Raw genomic sequence first — 18,543 nt, 5'->3', positions numbered from 1 at the left:
GGCGGATTCCTCAGATGTGATGTCAACAATAATTGACATCAAATTCTATGTCAATTTTTTTTGACATCCAGACTAGGCTCGCGCTTCGAGGCGATAGGTACAATGCCTCGCGCCCGCACTGCCCATGGCAACGGCGGAAGCAGCCGCTACCTGGATACGTGGAACGCGAGGACTTGATTCACACACCGGCGGAGACCACGTGCTGCGCATGTCGCGGCGCCTCCGAAATCCTCGCCGAAGGCAAGTCCGAACCACTGGAACCGGTCCGGGCACGGCTACGTATCATCCGACATCGGCGCGTGAAGCTCGCCTGCACGGGATGTAATCATCGTGCAGGTTCCCGCCGCCTAGCTGTCCCATCGACCTAGCCATCCCTAGCCTGGACTCGCTTGCCAACGTACTGGTCTCAAAGTTCCGCGATCATCAGGCCCTGTACCGTTAGCGCGTTCGCTGAAAACGTAAGGGGATGGACCTTCCTGAATCGACGCTGGGTGACTGGGTCGACGGCTGCTCGACATTGCTCAGCGTGCCGGGTGGCCCCTGCGGAGCACAACTTGATAAGTGCAGTAAGCTGCATGGCACTCTCTCGACCGGAAACCGGTCGTAAAGCTGGAGCGAACGACACCCCCGGCTATTCGGATTGGATGGCGAGGTTTACCGACCGCTTCTGGCGGGTCTGAGACGTAGGGCCGTGGCCGAAGCTAGAAGGGGCATTCGGTTGTTCCTTAACTAATAGATTCTGACGAACGGTATGCCGGGAAACCGTCTGCCGAGCTCCTTCGTGACACGACCTTAATCCGTCATTGCGTGCCGCGCTGACTAAACGCAATCAAGCCGGGACCAGAGTCGCATCGATTTCTCAAGGCCTAGAGCGTTTGGCGCATCTCGCACGCACTTCCAACGGACTGGTGAGTCTCGCGCTGGCACGGTCCTCAGCCCAAAGGACATCTTCCGGTCTTATTGAGGCGCGGCCGCCATTGGTTCTTAGCGCGCCCGAAGAGCGAAGACCTGTTTTCCTCTCGATACAAAGATGTGGTACAGAGTCGTTGCCCCCTGAATTTGCAGTCGGCAGAAACAGCTGCCCTTTGGGCTTACTGGATGATCGTCGGCGGTATAGCAGCTTGGGTTCTTGAAAATGAGGACTGCATTTCCCAGAAGGCATTGAATCTCCGGTCCGTCAAGGCACGGGTCGCGAAGTGTTTCGGGTCATCCACCGCGCTGCTCGTCGAACGGGATTGCCGGGCATGGGCGATGCAATGAAGGAGCGCATGTACTTGAAACCTGTTCGGCCCACTCTCGGCGCCGCGAATGAGGAGAGAGCCATGGGGGGATGCATTTCTTCTCGACGATCTCCTGCAATACGAGCGGATTCGCGATATCGATGCTTCTCCGATCGATGCGACGATAGCCTGCGCGATAGAAACCGCTGCATCAAAAGACGATACGTATCGATCTGCCATCTGGCTATATACCGCCGAGCATGGCAGGCTGCGGGAGAAGCAGGACTATTCGCCCCGTCGGTCGCCGGACGGGCGGAACATTGCCTTTCTGTCGAATCGGAATGGAGGCATTCAGGTGTACCTGATCCCCAGGGTGTGGTCCGCCTGATCGAAGTCCCGCTGGCCGACGAGAACCTGCTGAAGACGTCCGACGCAAACGCGCGAGCGGAAGCGCAATCGGCCCGTGCGGCCATTGCTGCCTTCAAGACGCTGGGTGGGGATGGCAGGCCGCCGAGGCGGAAGGTGCGAAATCGTAGGCAATGAGCCAGGCGGCATGCCCGCAGCGCAACGTACCGTACGATAGCGCGAGGCGATGTATGGTCGACGTTCCCTGGTGAATCGAGTTTCCGGCACCCCCGTCCGGGCCGATCGTTTCGATGGCGCTGGACGCCCACCGGCTGGGCCATGGTCAGCTGGTCAGAACGCTCGTGAGCCGCGTTATCTCGGCAGCGGCGGCGGCAGTCCCAGGTGATCCCGCAATGTGTACCCTTCATAGTCGCGCCGAAACACGCCGCGCTCTTGCAGGATCGGCACCACTTCGCGGGCGAAGTCGTCGAGGCCGCCCGGAAAGTTGGCGGGCATGATATTGAAGCCATCGGCAGCGCCGGCACGTACCCATTCGATCATGTGGTCGGCCACCTGGACGGCCGTGCCGACCACGATCTGGTGCCCTCGCGCACTCGCCACAAGGTGATAGAGCTGACGCAGCGTCAGCCCGCGCTCGCGCGCCAGCCTGATCAGCAGTGCACTGCGACTATGCACGACCACATCGGTGGACAAGGGTGGCAACGGCGCATCGAGCGCGAAGCCGGACACATCGATCGCCAGTTGCTCGGACAGGATGGCCAAGGCATTGGACTGGTCGGTGAACGATTGCAGTTGGGCCAGCTTTTCGTGTGCCTCGGCCTCGGTGCGACCGATGATCGGCATCAGGCCCGGCATGATCAGGCAGTGCCGCGGATCGCGTCCCGCTGCGGCCACCTGCCTGCGCAGGCCAGTGGCGAACTCGATGGCGGACGCGATGTCCTGCTGTGCGGTGAAGACGACTTCGGCATGGCGCGCGGCCAATGCCTGGCCGGGGCCCGAGGAGCCGGCCTGGATCAGCACGGGCTGGCCCTGCTCGCTGTTCGTGACGTTGAGCGGACCGGCGACGGAAAAGTGCCGGCCCTCGTGGTTCAGCGCGTGCATCTTGCCGACGTCGATATAGACGCCGCGTTCCTTGTCCTGAATGTACGGGTTGGGATCCCAAGAACGCCAGAGTCCCTTCACAACCGAAACGAATTCTTCGGCAATGGCATAGCGTTCCGCGTGATCGGGATGACGGCTGCGGCTGAAGTTCACCGAACCGTCCGCGAACGTGGTGACGATGTTCCAGGCGGCGCGGCCGCGCGACAGCTTGTCGACAGTGGCCAGCGTTCTTGCCAGGTTGAATGGCTCGCTGTACGTGGTCGACGCGGTGGCTGCCAGCCCGACGCGGTTGGTCACCATCGACAGCGCGGCAAGCATGGCCAACGGGTCGGGGCGCGTAATCATCGACGGGTGAGCGTCGGCGGAAGTCAGCAGCCGGTCGCCGAAGAACACCATGTCGAACCTGGCCCGCTCGGCGGCCTGCGTCATACGCACGACGAGATCGATGTTCTCGGTGCCGGATTCGGCGCCCGGGTAGCGCCAGCCGGCGGCATTGTGGCCCGCTGCGAGCAGGAACAATCCAAGTTTCATGATCGCGTCGGCTCAGTTGCCCTGGGCGGTGCTGTCCTTGACGACACGCGCGGCAATCTCGTGCACCTGGCGGATACGCTGCGCCGTCTGCTCGGGTGTCAGCGTCTGCACGTCCACCTGCACGCGGCTCAGGGCTGCCACTGTGTCAGGCTCGGCCAGGATCTCGCCGATCCACTGGCGCAGTTTCGCCAGCACCTCCGGTGGCACATTGCGTGGCGCCGTGATAAAGAAAGCCCCGGCCAGCGAGTCTTCCCAGCCCGTGACGCCGGCGTCGCGGATGCTCGGCACGTTAGGAAGATCCGGCGAACGTGCGCCGCCAAAATACGCCAGCGCCCGCAGCTTGCCTTGCTTGATGAACTGCGTGCTGAGCGGATCGAACACCATGTCCACGTGTCCCGCCACCACGTCGGCCACGGCGGGGGCACTGCCTTTGTATGGCACGTGGCGAATGTCGATATTGGCCAGCCGCTTGAGCAATTCCCCGGCCAGGTGCCCCGGCGTGCCGTTCCCCGAGCTGGCGAACGTGATCTTGCCCGGGTTGGCGCGCGCGTAGGCAATCAGCTCCGGCAGCGTGCGGATCGGCAGTGAAGGGTTGATCGCCACCGTTGCCAGCGAGTTGCCGATGTAGGCTACCGGCACGAGATCGTGGAACGGATCGAACTTCACGGTCATCAGCTGCGGCGCGATGGCGAGGTTGCCGATTGACGTATTGAGCAGCGTATAGCCATCGGCCGGCGACGACGCCACGTACCCCGCACCGAGCGTGCCGCCTGCGCCGGCCTTGTATTCGATCACCACCGGTTGCCCGGCCTTTTCGTTCAGCCGCTTGGCGATGATCCGCGCGACGTTGTCATTGGTGCCGCCGGGCGTATAGGGCACCACGTAGTTGATCGGTTTCGACGGAAACGGTTGTTGGGCCGCCGCGCTAGCAGTGGCGACATGGAGTACGGTGGGTATCGCCAGTACGGATAGCGCGACGCGCAGGGCGGTGGGGCAGGCGGGGAAACGCATGACGATCGGGAGGGGACGCAGGAAGGTTTGGAAGCCGGAGTGAATGCGTGAAGCAGACCGGTCATCGTAGGTGGATACGCCTTGGCCCGGAACTGCCGATTTGTCATGTCGTTAGCCGCTCTGGTGATAAGCGGCCGGTGGCTCGGAACGATGTCAGGCCGCGTGGTGGTGCTGCTGTGCGTCGATCTGCCGTGCACCGTCGCGCAGCAACGGAATCAGCGCACGGCCGAACTCGATAGCATCGGTACGCGGATCGAATCCCCGAAACAAGAAGCCGCTGATGCCTGCGCGGTAGTACTCCAGAAGCGATTCCGCCACCTGTGTGGCCGTGCCGACGATCGCGGTGGTGTTGCCGGGGGCGTTGGTGGCCTTTGCCACGCCCATGAACAGCCGCTTATCGAGCACGTCGCCCTGCGCGGCCTGTCGCAGCAGGCGGCGCGAGCCTTCGTTCTCCGCACTGGCGGACGGCGTATGGCCGCCAAACACACGGGAAGCCGGGCTCCATAGTCCGACATCCCGGGTCGCTTGCTCGATCTCGCGCGCGCGTTGCCACGCTTCATGCTCCGTCGCCCCGAGAATCACCCGGATGGAGATGCTGAACCGGGGACTGCGCCCGAGCGGCCGCGCCGCATCGCGCACGGATGCTGTCAGCTCCCTGGCGCCGTCGAGTGACTCGCCCCACAGCGCGAAAATATCGGCGCGTCGGGCCGCAACGGCGATGGCAGGTTCCGATGCGCCACCGAACGAGATGGGGATGGCTGCCTGCAAGGGCTTGAGTTCCGAGAAGGCATTCTCAAAGCGGTAATGCGTGCCTTCGTGGCTGAACGGTTCACGGCGGGTCCAGACGTTGTGAAGGATTTCGAGGTATTCGTCCGTGCGGGCATAGCGGTCGTCATGCTCGAGATAGTCACCATCGCGGCGCTGTTCGGCGTTACGCCCGCCTGTGATCATATGGATCAGCAGGCGCCCGCCCGTGTAATGATCCAGTGTGGCGAGTTTGCGAGCCGCCAGGGTGGGCGAGAGGAAGCCGGGCCGATGTGCCAGCAGGAACTTCAACCGCTTGGTGACGCCTGCCGCCCGGGCGGTCGTCAGGAAGTTGTCGGCCCAACCGGAGTTGTGCGGCAGCAGTACCCCGTCGAAATCCGCCGCTTCATGCTCGCGGGCGCGCTGCTCGATGTGAGCGATATCGAAGGCTGGCCCTTCCGCCGGGATGACTTCTGAAAACAGACGCGGGTAGAGCGTCCCATACAGTTCTACAGGCATTGTGCGTCTCCGGTGAGAATGGCGTCAGATCGAGGCCGTTCGCGGCACCTTCGGAGCTAGGGTCGCCGGATGTGGCGGCCGCTTCAGCCCAAGGTGATCGCGCAGCGTGGTGCCCGTGTACTCGGTGCGGAACAGGCCCCGCCGGCGCAGTTCAGGCAGCACCAGGCGGATGAAGTCATGCAGGCCGCCCGGCAGAAACGGCGCCATGATGTTGTATCCGTCCGCGCCATATCGTCGGAACCGCTCCTCGAGCTGGTCGGCGATTTGCGCGGCGGTGCCCACCAGTTGCCAGTGACCGCGCGCACCGGCCACCCGCTGGTATAGCTGGCGGATGGTGAGGTTTTCGCGGCGCGCGAGGTCCACCACCAGCCGCTGGCGGCTTTTGGTGCCGTTGGTTTCGGGCAGATCCGGAATCGGGCCGTCGAGCGGATATGAGGACAGGTCAAAGCCGCCGGTCAGGTTCGACACCAGCGTCAATCCCACCACGGGATCGATCAGCGCCTGCAGTTGTTCAAATTTCTCCTGTGCTTCGGCTTCCGAATCCGCGACCACCGGGAACACGCCCGGCATGATCTTCAGATCGTCGGGCGTCCGGCCGTGACGGGCCAACCGCGACTTGAGGTCGGCATAGAACGCCACGGCCTCGTCCAGCGTCTGCTGGGCGGTGAACACGACCTCACCGCAGCGCGCGGCCAGTTCCTTGCCGGCTTCCGACGATCCGGCCTGGACGACGACAGGGTGTCCCTGTGGCGGCCGCGAAACATTGAGCGGCCCCCGCACCTGGAAATGCTCGCCCTTGTGGTGCAAGACGTGGCGCTTGTCGCGTTCGAAGTAGATGCCGGCGGCCTTGTCGCGCACGAAGGCGTCGTCTTCCCAGCTATCCCATAGCCCTGCCACGACGTTTACGAATTCCGTGGCGCGCGCGTAGCGATCGGCGTGCAGCAGGTTGTCGTCACGGTTGAAGTTGCGGGCTTCGTGATCGTTGCCCGTGGTGACCACGTTCCAGCCGGCGCGGCCGCCGGACAAGTGGTCGAGCGACGCGAACTTTCGGGCGACGTGATACGGCTCGTTGAACGACGTCGACGCTGTCGCCACCAGGCCGATGCTGTCGGTCACGACCGACAGCGCCGACAGCAACGTGATGGGTTCGAACTGCGCCTGATAGTTGTGGGCCACCCGGCTCAGGAATTCGACGTTGTCCCCGCGCGTGCCGACGCCGTCGGCCAGGAAGACGAGATCGAACTTGGCGGCTTCCGCTGCACGGGCAAGGTCTGCATAGAAGCGAAGATCCGTGCCACCATCGGCCTGCGCCTGGGGATACCGCCACGCGGCGATGTGATGGCCCGAGGGGTACAGGAAGGCCCCCAGGCTCAATTGACCGGTACGTTGCGACATGTCTGGAGAGGTCTGGCACGAAAGAGTCTCTCAGCGTAACCAATCTCGGTCGCATGACTAAGCTCGAATACCGCATTTCGATACCACTGTCAGCCTTTGACGGATATTCGGATATAAACCGCAGGCGCAGGAGCGGCGATCTGCATTGCATATGCGTGATAGCGCAGCACCAGACGTTCCACCTGACGCCGCGACAAACCGAGTTCCTCGGCCGCGCGCCAGACCGTCAGGCCGTGGTCGACCACGACCTGAATCACCTTGAGTCGATCGAGTTCTCGCATCGTCATCGTGATGGTCTCGGGCTCGCGCATCGCGGCCTCCGGTCTCGGATAGACGGAAAGCCACCAGCATGCCAGTCCTGGCAAGGGGGTACGACATAATGAAATGGTCAGCCCGGTCCCCCGATGCATCGCCTAGGCTGGAGGCGTCACTTTCCGGAGGAGGCTGCCATGAGTGAAGTCACGTTGATCGGCATTGATCTCGGCAAGCATATCTTTCACCTGCATGCACAGGATCGCAGCGGGCATGAACTCTGGCGCAAGAAGGTAACGCGCAAGCAGTTGCTCTTGTTGATGAGCAATTTTCCGCGCTGCACGCTGGTGATGGAGGCCTGCGCAGGCTCTCACTGCCTTGCGAGAGAACTGCAGGCATTTGGGCACGAAGCCAAATTGATCGCGCCACAGTACGTCAAGCCGTTTGTGAAGGGCAACAAGAACGATTTCGTGGACGCGGAGGCCATTTGCGAGGCAGCGGCTCGGCCCGCCATGCGTTTCGTTACCCCAAAGACCGAAACCCAGCAAACGCTCGCTGCGCTGCATCGCGTCAGGGAAGGCCTGGTTCGAGAACGCACGGCGACTGTCAATCGTATTCACGGAATTCTGCTCGAGTTTGGCATCAGCCTACGCATCGGTATGCGTGTTATTGAGTTGCTGCCGACCACGTTAGCGATCACATGCTGCCTCCCAGGCTGGTGCAGGTGCTGGAGCGCTTACACGCCCATTTCAAGTACCTTGACGACCAGGCCAAGCAGGTGGAGGCTGAACTCTCGCAGCAGCTTAAGGAAGACGATAACGCTCAGCGTCTGCTTGCCATCCCGGGCATTGGAACCATTACCGCCAGCTTGCTGGCTGCTGAACTCGGGGATGCCAAGCATTTTCGCTCCGGTCGTGACTTTGCCGCGTCGATCGGGCTAGTGCCACGGCAGTACAGTACTGGCGGCCGTCCAGTTCTGCTGGGTATCAGTAAGCGAGGCGACAAGAGCATGCGTTGCCTGCTGATTCAATGCGCCCGCTCTGTACGTCTTCACCGACGAATGGATGGGCTTGGGGATTGGCTTCGTAAGATGCTCGTACGGCGCCATCCAAACGTCGTCGCGTGTGCCTTGGCCAATAAGCTTGCAAGGATAGCGTGGGCGTTGCTGTACCACCGCAGTGATTACCAAATCCCGGTGACCGTGGCCACTTGAAGGTGGCTGACCGCGCAAGGGATTATTTGTTAGTTCTGGTTTTGCGACGTTGACTTTGATGACCTAACGGCCCAGTGGCCTGGTGGACACCCTGACAAATTGTATAGCTGCCACAAGCTGCGGACATTTTTAGGACTACCAGGCGCGACTTCCATCGTGGAGCGGGGAGCAATCCCCAAGCAGACTCCGGATAGATTTAGGCAAGCCACAGATCATCGATGCCAACCTTGCAAAGATCGGGCTGACCATAGATTTCTATTTGGCCTAAGGGGGGTGCGGACATTCTGATTTGGCCCCTACACCGCGCGAGCCAGATATCTTGTCATTACGTCAAATGCGTGAGGCCTCCGCCGCTGCTCGCCAGGTCTTTGCCACTCTGCAGGCGGCCATCATCGTATCCGTGCGCCACCAGGACCCGAGCGAGGCCGTCGCCGTCGCAGTGCGATTTATGCAGCCGGCACTGCGGTCCACGCGCCCGGCCTGCGGCGGCTGCGCCATACCTTGGCAGACCGCGGCAGTCGTGTAATCTTTACCTACGTCACGACTGACGACGGCACTGGGCACCGTCTGCATACCTTTCAGGCGGTGCTCGCCGTCGATGACGTGGAGATGAACGGTCACCACATGCAGTTTCTCGGAGAAGGCGAACAAGATGACCACGAAAATTCTGGAGCCGGTCGGCCTGACGGTCGATGAGCTGATCTTTGCCTTGCAGTCGGTCGCGAACCAGGGCCATGGCAAGCTGCCGGCCCATGCCCTGATGGGAGACCATACCGGCCCCATCCGCGGCGTCGATGTGGTCCCGGGCTGGGGCGAGGCAGCCACCCCCGTCGCGCTGGTGCTGGCCGACGACGACAGCGAGGAGGCGGGCACCGTGCAACGGGTGCTGGGCAACAGCCTGACGGAGGACTCACGATGAATGGCACATCGTTCCTAGAGGCGCCCTAAGTGGCTCCCAGCCGCGTTTTGAGCCCCCCGCGTTCCGAACCGGCCGATTTTGCCGCGCCAAATGCAGGCGGTCCAGGCGCAGGACCCCACGCCGGCGTATTGTCAGGCCCGGCGCGTCATGGCAGGGCTGCCCCCCTCTGGGAAGACCCTTACTGCCTGAGGTATCCCTTCCTTTTCGAAGTCGCGGAGGGACGCACCGCCGTGACGTTTTCCTGCATACGGGACTTTAGTTTGTGCCCCGCCGTCCGGTTCAACCTGGTGACCCGACTACTGGCCGATGGCAGCGAACACGCGAGGCACGAGGGTATGATTGACGGATGGCCAACATTGCCCCCGCTGACGCCCCGCCGCACCGGCTCGCGGGATCGACGTTCAGGGGCGGCACACACTGACGAAAAAAATGCCCGCTCCTTGACAGAAGCGGGCACACGGGGTGTTGCAGAACGGGTCAATGTTCGCACTGCAAAGTTATCGGCAGGGCGAGCGGTGGCAGTATCCCCCCAAAGCAGGGTGCAAAATGAGCGGGCGCTGTCCCAAAGAGGGCAGCAGGGAGGCGGGGTATGACTAGCGAGAGACAGTGGAGCTACGCCGAACTGACGGCCGCCGCGGAAAAGGAAATCCGGTTCTTTGGCATGATGGCCGTGCCGACGCTGGACTATGAAGGTCGCCGCGACATTGCGATGCGCGCCTTCGGCGTCTACTTCTTCTGGGACAGCCTGACGAGCGCCTATCAGCGCGCAGGCGACAAGGAACGGCTTCGCGCCCTGGTGGATGCCATCACTGCGTAGGCCGCGACGGCGGAGAACGGGGGGCGCGAGAAAAACCCGCCGCTAGGGTGGCGGCGGGCACAAGCTCTACGACGACGCTGGGGTTCAATAGGCGTCGCGTTGAGAATATCCAAGGTTGCGGGCTCCCGGGATTAGGGCAAGTGCTGTGCATCAGGCCCACGCCACCCGTTTGGGCGATGCGCTACACAGCGCGTTATGGCAACCTTCAGGGGCCGAGCAATCGGCCCTTTGCATTCATGCGCCACGGCCACCCCGGCTGTGGCTTTTTTTTGCCCGGAGCCCGCCCGGAAGTGTAAGGCACTGTGGTTTTACTCACATTTCTCAGCCGAATGACGGGTTAGATTTGCCGGACGCCGGCCCGCCTGTCCGCGGGGTTTCGGCGCCTTTCGCACCCGCCACTCCCCAGGGGCGGGTGTTTTTTTGCTCAACTACCGGTGGCGGCCAAAAGAAAACGCCGCTCAACAATGGAGCGGCGTAAAGTTGGATCTGGCGCCGTCTGTGGCGCCAGTCCAAGGGTAACGCAATGCTCACCATGGCGGAAGAAAGGTCGCACCTGGAACTGGCCGACCGCCATCTTCAGGACTCCCGAAAGCGTATTCGCAGCCAGATCGGCGTAGTGCGCCGAAAGCGCTTCGCTGGGCGTGACGAAGAGACCTCGGTCCAACTCCTACAGACGTTTTTTGCGGTCCAAGCAACATGCGGATTCATCGCACGGCGATTTAACGCGAGCTGGTGGCTCGCCTGCAGGCCTCCGACCGCATGAGGTTTTGATGCAACCGTGATAAGAAAAGTTAGGCCTACAGCGGAAGGGTGGGGCACGCCATTGAGATCGAGCATTTATATACTGAACTTACGTGCGCCTGAATCACACTTTGCTTGCAAGGTTGCGTTCATGAAGTTCATGAACTATTATCGGTTGGTGATGAGGTCCTTCGGTGAGAGACATGGCCAAATACAAATCAGCACTGTCCCATAGCGTGGCGCGCTCTGCCGTCGCGCTTCCAGAAGCTGTGCGGCGAGACTTCGCGGACAAGCTCCTCGATCGTGTCATGCAACTGGCGGGCGACGAGGCGGCCAGTCAACAACTGACGGCGGCCGTGCTCGATCGGTTGATCATGGGAGCTGCCGAGGCGCTCAACGACGACAACGCAGCCATTGAGCCGAGCAACGAGGAACCTTTGCAGGCCGCCCGCGATCGCGGACGACATTACGCCCTCGCAGAAGTCCAGCGGCCGGAAAACCTGTCGTTGCGCGACGCTGCCACGTATGCTGGGCGGTCGGACCGTGCCATCAACGAGGCGCGGCTGAAAGGGGAGTTGTACGCCCTGGTTCCCCCCGGCAAGCAACGCGGTCTGCGCTATCCGCAATGGCAGTTCGACGCCGAAGCGGAACGGCTGGCTGCCGTCCTAGCGCCTTTCATTGAGGCCGGGGCCAGCTGCTGGGTCCTGCACAACTTCATGCAGCGGCCGCTCCAGGCCATAGGTGACGTGCGACCGATGGACTGGATCCTCGATGCGTCCAAGCCCGTCGGGCCCGTGGTCGACGCGGTGAGGAACCGGTACGCCGGCGAGCAAGGGCCGGCCTGATGCCGCTGACTGCGGAGGCGCTGGGCTGCCCGTTGCCGCCCGAGGACCTGGCGGCCCGTGCCATGCCGGTGCGCCAACTGGACCTGGCGGTCACGCCGATGTGGCGCATCCACCGGTCCATCTTCGGGCCGATTCACTACAACCGGCGGTCCACTGGCGGGAGTCCGTACCGATTCGATGCGCCAAACGACGAGTTCGGCGTCCTCTATGCGTCGCCTAGCTTCGCGGGATGCATGGCGGAGGCCGTCTTGCGCGACCGGTTTCAGGGTCACTCGCTGCCCTTGCTGTTGGACGAGGAAGAGCTGACGCAACGAAGCATCAGCGAGCTGGGCACGACGCTGGGCCGCCCCCTTCGGTTGGCCGACCTGACCCAGCCGCATTTCCATCTCGGCATGGACAATCGCGTCTTGTCGACGGCCGACTATCGGGGGCCGAACCTGTGGAGCCGGGCGATTCACGATGCGTTCCCGCACGTCGACGGCCTCTTCACGTCGCGCTTCGCGAACGAGCCGAGCGTCGCCATCTTCGACCGTGCACCGATGGTCGCGCGTGGGGGGCCCGTGCCGCTGGACCGGTTCTATATGCTGCCCAGCTTCTTGGACGCCTACAGCATCGGCATTGCGCCGCCCGCCGACCCGTGGCATGAGTGAGGGCCCCCGCATGGGGGCCGGTTGATGCGCAACTAGGCGTCTCGCGTGCCAGCGATGGTCGCAGCGGTGGCAATGCCGCTCGCCAGACTCAGCCGAAGGAGGGCGGTCACGCCGTCCGCATCCGGCAAGAGCAGGGTCACGGCAGCGATACCGAGGCTCACCGCGCAGGCCGGGACAGTCCGCGACCACTCGCGCCGCAGGCACTTCGGACGGTGACAAACGGCAGAAGCCAGTTCAAGAACAGCACGCCCAGGCAGAGTTGGAGAGCAGGGGGAAGGAAAAACAGGAGGTTTCGATGGCCATAATGGTCCTTGTGAAGAGACGTCGCGACCAATTCGCGGCATCAAGGACCGATAGCCAAATTGGTTTAGCCTGAATCCGAGTTGCGGACGTGAACCCCCTATACGTTCAAGCCTGCCCGTTGCCCTGTGGCAGCCTGCCGGCCACCGCCCGTGCGACATCCTCCAGCGCTTCATGGGTGTAGCGCCGGGTGGTGTTGATATCGGGGTGCCGCAGCGAGGCGGACCGCGCAACGGACGCCAGGCCGGGCTGTCCTGCCGCGCGCGACCGTCGCCGACCGCGTGCGTGGGCGGATCGGCGAGAAAGGCGAGGTAGCCGTTGGCATCGGCTACCTGCCAGCTGGCCAGCGGGCGGCCCAGCGCATGCGCGTACAACAGCAGGCGGTGCGCCTCCAGCGCGTACTGGGCGCGGGTGCTGGCGCGGATGCCGAGGCCCGCGGCGTACTTGGTATCGAGCCAGGTGCGCACGAGTTGCGCGTCGGTCTGGCCGGCCGGCAGCACCGGGCTGGCCAGCGCGTTCGGCAGGGCGTCGCGAGCGTCGGGCAGGGCGGGCAGCAGGTCGGTCATGGGACAGAGCGCGAGGGACGGGCCGAAATCGGGTTCCAGAAGCGGCGCGCGGTGCCCGCCAGCCCAGTCGGGAGGCGGCTTCGCCGCAACCCAGGTGCAGTATAGCGGTTTTGTCCATCCATTTGTCATTAGTGGGATAATGACAAATCGTACTGATTATGGATGCTGCTAATCATACTGATAAAGGGTAGACTATCCCCACTCGTTTGATAGTTCGCCCATGCCTCGCACCCCCACCGCCTTTGCCGACGCCGAACTGCTCGCCATCACGCGCGCGCTGCAGCAGCTCGACGTCGCCCATGCCGACAACCGCGCCTTCCTGCGCCGCGCCTTCGACGCAATCGACCGCATCACCGGTCGCACCTTTGGCGCCTCCGTCTACCGGCGGCTGCTGGCCGCCGCCGGCGTCTGCCGCGCACCGAGCGGCCAGACCGTGGCCGCCGTGATCGCCGAGCGCAAGGCCCAGCCGACGGACGCACTCGAGGCCGAGCGGCACGCGTTGCTGGACGACGGCCTGCGCGCTTTCCTGCACAAGGAGATCCGCGTTGCCCTGGACGAGACCGGCGCGGCCGCCGCGCGCGTGGCCGTCCCCGGCCCGGCGATATCGCAATCGAAAGTCGCGTCGGGCGGGGAGGGCAACGGGCTGGCGGCACTGCTGACCCAGCGGGTGGCCACGCTGGAAGAAGAGAACCGGCAACTGCGCGAGCGCGCGGTGGCAGCCGAAGCAGCCGGCCGGGCGGCGCAGGCCGAGGCGGCTTCGCTGCAGGCGACGCTCGCCGCCGCGCGGGCGGCCTTGGCCGACAAGGAAGCGGGCCTGGTGGCGGCGCTGCGGGCGGCGACCGAGGAACTCGCACGCATGGGCGAGCGCCAGGCCGCGGCCGAACGGCGCCGGGCCTTGGAAACCGACAACGTGCGGCAGGCGTACCGGGCCGAGCGCGATGCGCTGGCGGGAAGGGTGGCGTTCTTGGAGGAGGAATTGAAGACCGCGCGCGCCGGCGCTGAAGCCTACCGGCAAGCGTTGCGAGGGAAAGGGTGATCGGTCGGCAGCCGAATTGTGCGGCGTGTGCTGTGGTGGCCGTACCAATGCACCGAGCCGATCTCCGGGACTGGACGGGCCGTCGCCCATATAATCGAAGTGATGGAGCGCATACAGTCGATCAATCCCGCACGCATTGCATGGTGTTGTGCCGATCACGGCACAACAGTGGATGCACTCGCCTTGGCGACCGGCATTGCACCGGCAACCATGGCAAGAGTCATGGCGGGCGAAAGCGGCTTGACCTTTAGCCAACTCAGCAAGGTGGCTTCTTACTTCGGGCGCGGTACCTTGTTCTTTCTCGAGCCTGGGCCCATAGATGGCGCAACGGTCCACACGCCGGCGTTTCGCACGCTGGCCAATCAGAAGCCTGAGCTGAGTGCAAGGCTGAAGGTGCTCATTGAGCGGGTCGAGCGGCAACGGGCTATTTATCTGGCGTTGCGCGAGGAGCTTGAGGGCGACGCGATGCCCGCATTTGCTCCGCCTGCTTTGCCAGCGGGCGACGAGGCGAGCGCTGCGCGCATCGCACGTCAATGGCTCGAGCTCACGGATGCCAATGACTTCGACAGCTACCGGACAGCGGTGGAGGCGCGCGGCATTCTTGTGTTCCGTAGCAACGGCTACAACGGGAAATGGCAAATCGCCCGCGAGAGCCCGATTCTGGGATTCAGTCTCTACGACCCCATGTGTCCGGTCATCGTGATCAAGAAGCAGCCTTGGGAAGCGCAACAGTGCTTTACCTTGATGCACGAGTTGGGACACCTTTTGCTGCATCGTGCCAGCTCCATTGATGACGAAACGGACATGCATTCGCATCAGGGGCACGAACGCGAGGCCAACGCGTTTGCCGGAAATCTCCTGGTGCCGGACGCTTTCTTGAACGGGATTCGCGACGCCGAGCGACCGGACGAGCCTGCAGCTTTCGACGAATGGCTCCGGCCACAACGACGACAGTGGGGCGTCAGTGCCGAGGTGATCCTGCGCCGGTTGCTTGACGTGGGCCGCTTGCCTGCGCAGCAGTACACGGCCTATCGCCAATGGCGCAATGCTCAGCCGCTGCCCGTCGCGGACAGCGGTACGCGCATGTACCGCCACCGAGAGCCCACACATATTTTTGGTGATCGCTTCGTGCGGACCGTGCTCGACGCGTTCCATAGCAAGCAGATAACATTGGCGAAGGCGAGTAACTACCTCGATGGCCTAAAGGTTCAAGACCTGCATCAACTGGAACGCTTCTATGCAGGTGTTTGATGCGTCGTCCATGATCTACGCGTGGGACAACTACCCATTTGCCCAATTTCCGGGACTCTGGGACTGGATTGGCCGCGAAGTTCAAGCGAGGCGCCTCATGATGCCGACAGTGGCTTACGCGGAGGTGTGCGCCGGTACGCCGGAATGCGGCGAGTGGTTACTGGCAGCCAACCTTGAGCGACTGGACGTCACGAATGCCATCGCGCAAGACGCCATGCGAATCAAGTCGCTGTTGGGCGTCGTCGGGGACGCCTACCATCCCAAAGGCGTCGGCGAAAACGACCTGCTCATTATTGCGACAGCGCGCATTCATGGCCATGAGCTGGTCAGCGATGAGGCCGTACAGCTCAATCCTCCGGATGTTCCGGCGAAGCGCAAGATCCCGGCAGTCTGCGCAATGGCAGGCGTCACTGTGCCGTGTCTCGATTTTCTCGCATACCTCCGGCGTTCAGCGGCCGTGTTTGGATAGCCTATCGCGTAGTAGGGGCAGCGCAGGAGAGGTCGGGTTTTCCAGTTTTCTAGTCGCAAAGGTCAGCCTGACCCAAGAAGCTCGCGGCTTCTCGAGAGGCTTTCGTCGAACAAGCCAGGCAATGCCACGTGTTGTTTCAAAACCACTCGAAATTTCCGTTTAAATTCAGATGCTTACAGGGGGAGGTAAGCACTCATATGCCGTTTGTGCTCAATAAGGCATTTACGATGCGGTATCGTTATCGCATCACAAGCGCTTGGGTGTGTGTGATTCTTGACTAAACGATCGAGAGGGTCCGGACTGTCCGGGTAGAGGGTGAGAGCTCTACCCGGGATCCGGTTTATAAACGCTACCAAATTGAGATCGGACCGCATGGTAGAGATGACGCTTTTGATTACGGCGGCTACGCTGCTGGTAATCGCAATTCGCCAACTGCTCACGCGATAAGGCGACGGCCGGCCTGGGCGGGCACGCCCGGCGGTATTGGCTCGCTCAAATATCGTAGCACGTCGCACGAATGGCTTTTCAAGTGCCTCGCGATGTCGCCCAATCCATAAACCGAAAGTTTATCTCCCCGCTGTTTTATGGTTCGAAATAAGAAAGATTATCAAGAATGCGCGTTTCCATCTTGGCGGCCCGTGCTGCGCCAGTGTGGGGATGACGTTCGGTCTGCCGGCCGTGGCCGGCGCATTCGACGTACCGATGCTGCAAATCCGCGCGGTCTCGTTCGCGTGCCAGGTTGACGAACATTTGGGCGGTGCGGGAAAGGGGCATTGATTGCTCCTGCTAGTTAGACAAGCGGCAATTGTCGGGGCGGTTTCGGCGCCGACCTGGAGCGTTTTCCTAGTCGACGAATTGGTGGCTTGACATTCAAAGCCGGGAGATACAATGGGCACATGCCTACCGCCGATTAATTATGTATCACTACATTACCCCGGAGGTCCTTGAGGATCTGTTTGCGGGCCAGCCACCGGCAGGTCTTCAGCCCGATGTGATCAACATTACCGAGCCGCTGTCGCTGGGCGAGGGCATTGAGGTGATTGGAATCCAGTTCGCAGGCCTACGTTTCGTCGTGTTCTTTGCCGATGTACTCGTCTATGCACTGGGTGACCCAGAGTGGGTCGAGGAGACGGCAGACGAGTGGGCGAACGGATTTCAGCCTGCTCCGACAGCTCGTTTGGTGAAGTTCATGCGTGCAGATGCCGACGCGGATACGATGTTCGATCCGGAAGCCTGGCCGCTGCCCCACCCGCGGCTGATCTGGCAATTCTGTGAAGTGCTCGCTAGAGCACTATCGATCCATGGTCAGTTTTTCCCGGACATCCCCCAGTATTTCTATATGACGCAGTCGAGCCAACTCGATCTGCTTTACAATAGACTTGGAGGGCGTTTCGCGGCTGGGGCTTATGGTCCCCGGTTCGAATGTGTTACGCGCCCGAATGCAGACACGGGAGGTTTCTATGGCTTTGAACGCAGGTAAGTCGACGATGATCGGTCTGACGACCGCGCGCAAGCCGAGCAAACGGCTGCGGACGGAAGTCGTGACCATGCAAAAGCGTGGTGTTCAAGTATTGCTATCACGGGCTGAAGAATCGGGTAGCGTGAAGGCGCGCGCGCCCGCTCGCAGTGCATACAGCGGCAAGCTTCGCGTCGCACTATCCGATCTTTATTCGGTTACTAAGTAGTGCAGCGCTCTAGCGGACAAGCCTCCTTCGGGAGGCTTTTTTGTTGGTAAGCGCGAGCAGTCGTGCTTGGAAAAGGGGAGTGAATCGGCGGCATGACTGACAACATCACATTCACCGCTAGCCAACTGGAAGCGATCGCGCGCGCCTTGGGCGACACTGGAGAGGGTCTCACGGGCTCCGAGATTGCGTATCTATTGGCCAAGGCCCACATCACGGACAGCGATCCGTTGATGACAAAGTGGAAGCGCTTGTTCAATGCGTTCGCGCATTGTCAAAACCAGCTAGGCCATCGGCGCAACGTACTTGCTTTCATACGGTTCGCTATGAAACCTGAGCGCTTCGCACATGAAGCTCACCGGTTTGAACCTTTGCGGGCGAATCTAAATCGCGCCTTGGCATTTGCCGCTCTCCAGGTGGAGCCCTCGGGTGCGCTCGCCGAGAGCGACGGTGTCTCTACACTAGTCGAAGCGAAACGCAGGGCGGACACGCTTAGAACAGATCTTGCTGCGCGCGGCCTTCACGAGGATGTCCTGTCCTATTGTCGAGCAGAGCTCGTCGCGGACAACTATTTTCACGCCGTGTTGGAGGCAACGAAGAGTATCGCGGCCAAGATTCGCGATAAAACGGGACTGGTGGACGACGGTGCGTTACTTGTCGACCGTGGGCTCACGGGGAATCCTCCGATGCTAGCCATTAATGAGTTGGCTGACGAAAGCCAATGGAGCGAGCAGCGTGGCTTCGCGACCCTAGTAAAGGGCGTGTTTGGGATGTTCCGTAACCCAACCGCCCATACACCCAAGATCCTCTGGAACATGACGCAACGAGACGCTGAGGACCTGCTGACGCTGGTATCGCTAATTCATCGTCGCTTAGATGATGCAACCATGCCGCCAAGGATCTGACCCAGGGGCG

19 protein-coding genes and 3 pseudogenes are annotated in these 18,543 nt (G+C 62.1%); 14 read left to right on the top strand and 8 right to left on the bottom strand.

Features of this window, described 5'->3' with window-relative positions:
• The first annotated feature begins 47 nt into the window (after nt 1-47).
• The 3 genes and pseudogenes from AC24R4_RS11050 to AC24R4_RS11040 all read left to right on the top strand — a co-directional run.
• Entirely contained in the window at nt 48-368 is a 321-nt protein-coding gene (locus AC24R4_RS11050; RefSeq protein WP_487523104.1) for an IS66 family transposase zinc-finger binding domain-containing protein, read from the top strand.
• A 940-nt stretch (nt 369-1,308) separates the two neighbouring features.
• Nucleotides 1,309-1,608: a hypothetical protein gene (locus AC24R4_RS11045; protein ID WP_487523994.1), complete on the top strand. Its 300-nt coding sequence runs from the start codon at nt 1,309-1,311 to the stop codon at nt 1,606-1,608.
• Nucleotides 1,590-1,763, top strand: a pseudogene (locus AC24R4_RS11040) (TolC family protein); the annotation flags it as partial. The gene AC24R4_RS11045 and the pseudogene AC24R4_RS11040, both read left to right, overlap by 19 nt.
• A 174-nt stretch (nt 1,764-1,937) precedes the next feature.
• Here AC24R4_RS11040 and AC24R4_RS11035 read toward each other — a convergent pair.
• The 5 genes and pseudogenes from AC24R4_RS11035 to AC24R4_RS11015 all read right to left on the bottom strand — a co-directional run.
• Entirely contained in the window at nt 1,938-3,218 is a 1,281-nt protein-coding gene (locus tag AC24R4_RS11035; protein ID WP_487523103.1) for an LLM class flavin-dependent oxidoreductase, read from the bottom strand.
• A gap of 12 nt (nt 3,219-3,230) precedes the next feature.
• Complete coding sequence (locus tag AC24R4_RS11030; RefSeq protein WP_487523102.1) at nt 3,231-4,229, bottom strand: Bug family tripartite tricarboxylate transporter substrate binding protein; 999 nt, start codon at nt 4,227-4,229, stop codon at nt 3,231-3,233.
• Between the two features lie 153 nt (nt 4,230-4,382).
• On the bottom strand, nt 4,383-5,492 hold the full coding sequence (locus tag AC24R4_RS11025) for an LLM class flavin-dependent oxidoreductase (protein WP_487523101.1): 1,110 nt from the start codon (nt 5,490-5,492) through the stop codon (nt 4,383-4,385).
• Nucleotides 5,493-5,516: 24 nt separating this feature from the next.
• Nucleotides 5,517-6,887, bottom strand: a complete 1,371-nt coding sequence (locus AC24R4_RS11020; protein ID WP_487523100.1) for an LLM class flavin-dependent oxidoreductase — start codon at nt 6,885-6,887, stop codon at nt 5,517-5,519.
• A 158-nt stretch (nt 6,888-7,045) separates the two neighbouring features.
• Nucleotides 7,046-7,198: pseudogene (locus tag AC24R4_RS11015) on the bottom strand (helix-turn-helix domain-containing protein); the annotation flags it as partial.
• 138 nt (nt 7,199-7,336) lie between these two features.
• On the opposite strand from AC24R4_RS11015, the pseudogene AC24R4_RS11010 reads away from it, so the two are divergent.
• A pseudogene (locus tag AC24R4_RS11010) lies at nt 7,337-8,352 on the top strand (IS110 family RNA-guided transposase).
• Nucleotides 8,353-8,682: 330 nt separating this feature from the next.
• Here the strand turns inward: AC24R4_RS11010 and AC24R4_RS11005 are convergent.
• On the bottom strand, nt 8,683-9,012 hold the full coding sequence (locus tag AC24R4_RS11005; RefSeq protein WP_487523099.1) for a hypothetical protein: 330 nt from the start codon (nt 9,010-9,012) through the stop codon (nt 8,683-8,685).
• Here AC24R4_RS11005 and AC24R4_RS11000 point away from each other — a divergent pair.
• The 4 genes from AC24R4_RS11000 to AC24R4_RS10985 all read left to right on the top strand — a co-directional run bounded on the left by AC24R4_RS11000 (nt 9,005) and on the right by AC24R4_RS10985 (nt 12,324).
• Nucleotides 9,005-9,271 carry a hypothetical protein gene (locus AC24R4_RS11000; RefSeq protein ID WP_487523098.1) on the top strand — a complete coding sequence of 89 codons (267 nt, stop codon included), beginning with the start codon at nt 9,005-9,007 and terminating at the stop codon, nt 9,269-9,271. The two genes, AC24R4_RS11005 and AC24R4_RS11000, sit on opposite strands and share 8 nt — an antisense overlap.
• A gap of 589 nt (nt 9,272-9,860) precedes the next feature.
• Entirely contained in the window at nt 9,861-10,088 is a 228-nt protein-coding gene (locus AC24R4_RS10995) for a hypothetical protein (protein WP_487523097.1), read from the top strand.
• A 944-nt stretch (nt 10,089-11,032) separates the two neighbouring features.
• Nucleotides 11,033-11,674 (top strand): hypothetical protein, encoded by a 642-nt coding sequence (locus AC24R4_RS10990; RefSeq protein ID WP_487523095.1) that lies wholly within the window; start codon nt 11,033-11,035, stop codon nt 11,672-11,674.
• Entirely contained in the window at nt 11,674-12,324 is a 651-nt protein-coding gene (locus tag AC24R4_RS10985; protein ID WP_487523094.1) for an RES family NAD+ phosphorylase, read from the top strand. The genes AC24R4_RS10990 and AC24R4_RS10985 overlap by 1 nt, the downstream gene beginning before the upstream one ends.
• Nucleotides 12,325-12,356: 32 nt before the next feature.
• Here AC24R4_RS10985 and AC24R4_RS10980 read toward each other — a convergent pair whose 3' ends face one another.
• On the bottom strand, nt 12,357-13,190 hold the full coding sequence (locus tag AC24R4_RS10980; protein WP_487523093.1) for a hypothetical protein: 834 nt from the start codon (nt 13,188-13,190) through the stop codon (nt 12,357-12,359).
• 220 nt (nt 13,191-13,410) lie between these two features.
• Here AC24R4_RS10980 and AC24R4_RS10975 point away from each other — a divergent pair, with 220 nt between their 5' ends.
• From AC24R4_RS10975 to AC24R4_RS10965, 3 genes are all read left to right on the top strand, one after another.
• The gene (locus tag AC24R4_RS10975) at nt 13,411-14,226 is read left to right on the top strand and encodes a cell envelope biogenesis protein TolA (RefSeq protein ID WP_400397200.1); all 816 of its coding nucleotides are present in this window, start codon (nt 13,411-13,413) and stop codon (nt 14,224-14,226) included.
• 102 nt (nt 14,227-14,328) lie between these two features.
• The gene (locus tag AC24R4_RS10970) at nt 14,329-15,477 is read left to right on the top strand and encodes an ImmA/IrrE family metallo-endopeptidase (RefSeq protein WP_487523092.1); all 1,149 of its coding nucleotides are present in this window, start codon (nt 14,329-14,331) and stop codon (nt 15,475-15,477) included.
• Nucleotides 15,464-15,946, top strand: coding sequence for a DUF4411 family protein (locus tag AC24R4_RS10965; RefSeq protein ID WP_487523091.1), 483 nt, complete (start codon nt 15,464-15,466; stop codon nt 15,944-15,946). The genes AC24R4_RS10970 and AC24R4_RS10965 overlap by 14 nt, the downstream gene beginning before the upstream one ends.
• A 582-nt stretch (nt 15,947-16,528) precedes the next feature.
• Here AC24R4_RS10965 and AC24R4_RS10960 read toward each other — a convergent pair.
• Nucleotides 16,529-16,720: a hypothetical protein gene (locus tag AC24R4_RS10960; RefSeq protein ID WP_487523090.1), complete on the bottom strand. Its 192-nt coding sequence runs from the start codon at nt 16,718-16,720 to the stop codon at nt 16,529-16,531.
• A 142-nt stretch (nt 16,721-16,862) separates the two neighbouring features.
• Between AC24R4_RS10960 and AC24R4_RS10955 the strand changes: the two genes are divergently transcribed.
• From AC24R4_RS10955 to AC24R4_RS10945, 3 genes are all read left to right on the top strand, one after another.
• A complete protein-coding gene (locus AC24R4_RS10955; RefSeq protein WP_400395536.1) occupies nt 16,863-17,426 on the top strand; it encodes a hypothetical protein in 564 nt (187 codons plus the stop codon).
• Nucleotides 17,407-17,631, top strand: coding sequence for a hypothetical protein (locus tag AC24R4_RS10950; protein WP_400395539.1), 225 nt, complete (start codon nt 17,407-17,409; stop codon nt 17,629-17,631). The genes AC24R4_RS10955 and AC24R4_RS10950 overlap by 20 nt, the downstream gene beginning before the upstream one ends.
• A gap of 92 nt (nt 17,632-17,723) precedes the next feature.
• Nucleotides 17,724-18,533: a TIGR02391 family protein gene (locus AC24R4_RS10945; protein WP_400395542.1), complete on the top strand. Its 810-nt coding sequence runs from the start codon at nt 17,724-17,726 to the stop codon at nt 18,531-18,533.
• The last annotated feature ends 10 nt before the right edge of the window (nt 18,534-18,543 follow it).

Source organism: Cupriavidus sp. CER-90, from assembly GCF_057652055.1.
Note: the sequence above shows the minus strand (reverse complement) of the source record. Positions and strands in the feature narration are given on the sequence as shown.